The sequence below is a fragment of the Streptomyces sp. NPDC031340 genome, assembly GCF_055569945.1.
Map to the genome: position 1 here is coordinate 1 of NZ_JBVIIE010000135.1, position 1,408 is coordinate 1,408.

1 protein-coding gene is annotated in these 1,408 nt (G+C 70.0%); it reads left to right on the forward strand.

Features of this window, described 5'->3' with window-relative positions; all coding sequences use genetic code 11:
- Positions 1-88: 88 nt before the first annotated feature.
- On the forward strand, positions 89-1,408 hold a 1,320-nt coding region (locus ACZ5GT_RS40765; RefSeq protein WP_469037004.1), incomplete at its 3' end, for an NF041680 family putative transposase.

A 1,408-nucleotide genomic window follows, 5' to 3' on the forward strand; every position in this document is an offset into this window, starting at 1 on the left:
TGAGGGTGGCCGTTTGCCGGACAGCAAGGCGGCCTCTGCTTGATCATGTGTTTCCGCCAAGAGACACGTCGATCAACCAAAGGCCGTGATGGACAGTCTGCAAGAAGGGGCCCGCCGCGTCGAGGCGTTGACCGCCTTGTCCCGGTTCCGACAGGAGTTCTTCGCCTGCCTGACGCGGAGGCCCGACGCGTTGTTCGAAGTGGTGGACGCGGTCCTCACGGCGGACGGCCCGGTGGACTCGCTGGTCGAGCTGTCGCTGGAGAAGACGTTCAGGCGTGGGCACGGTGCCCTCTATGACGCTCTGGCCTGCGGTGATCTCGACGTTCGAACCCTGCACGGGCTGCTGGCACGGTCCTGGCGACCGGCCGACCACGGGCCGGTGAAGGTCGCGGTGGACGTCTCGTCCTGGCCGCGCCCGCACGCCGTCACCAGCGACGAGCGGTGCTTCTGCCACGCGTCGTGCCGGTGCACCACCACACGCAAGGCAGTGCCGGGCTGGCCCTACTCCTTCGCGGCCGGCCTGGAATGGGGCGCAACCTCCTGGACGGCCCTGCTGGACGCGGTGCGGCTGACCGCCGACCAGGACGCGACCGTCGTCACGACCGAACAGGTCACGCGGGTGGCAGCAGCGCTTCAGGAAGCCGGCCACCTGGCCCACCGGCCCGCGCCGCTGTTCGTCTTCGACGCCGGATACGACCTGACCCGCATCAGCTACCTGCTGGCCCTGCAAGGCCCCGCCGTCCAGGTACTCGGCCGCATCAAGGCCAACCGGGTCTTCCGGGCCGATCCCGTCCAGCGGCCCCGCCACCTGGGCGGACGCCCCCGCCGCCACGGCAGCGAGTTCAAGCTCGCCGACCGATCCACCTGGACCGCCCCCGACGTCACGCTCGCCGCTTCCAGCAACCGCCACGGCACCGTGAAGGTCCAAGCCTGGCACCGGCTGCACCAGGAACTCCAGCGCGACCGCGGCTGGAAGAACCACACCGGCGACCTGCCCATCGTCCCGGGCACCCTCATCCTCATCGAGGCCGAACGCCTGCCCGGCCACCGCAGCCCCAAGCCGATGTGGCTGTGGCACACCGCCCCCGACGACACCGACTTCGACCTCGACCTGCTGTGGCGCGCCTACCTGCGACGCTTCGACATCGAGCACACCTTCCGGCTCCTCAAACAGCAACTGGGCTGGACCACGCCACAGATCCGCACCGCCGCTCAGGGCGACCGCTGGACCCGGCTGATCCTGGCTGCCCACGCCCAACTCCGCCTCGCCCGCCACCTCGGCCAGGACCTACGCCGCCGCTGGGAGAAACCAACCCCCGCAGGCCGAACACCGACACCCGGACGAGTCCGGCGAAGTTTTGCCCGCCTGGCACGCCGACTCGGCACTCCCGCCAAACAGCCAAAACCC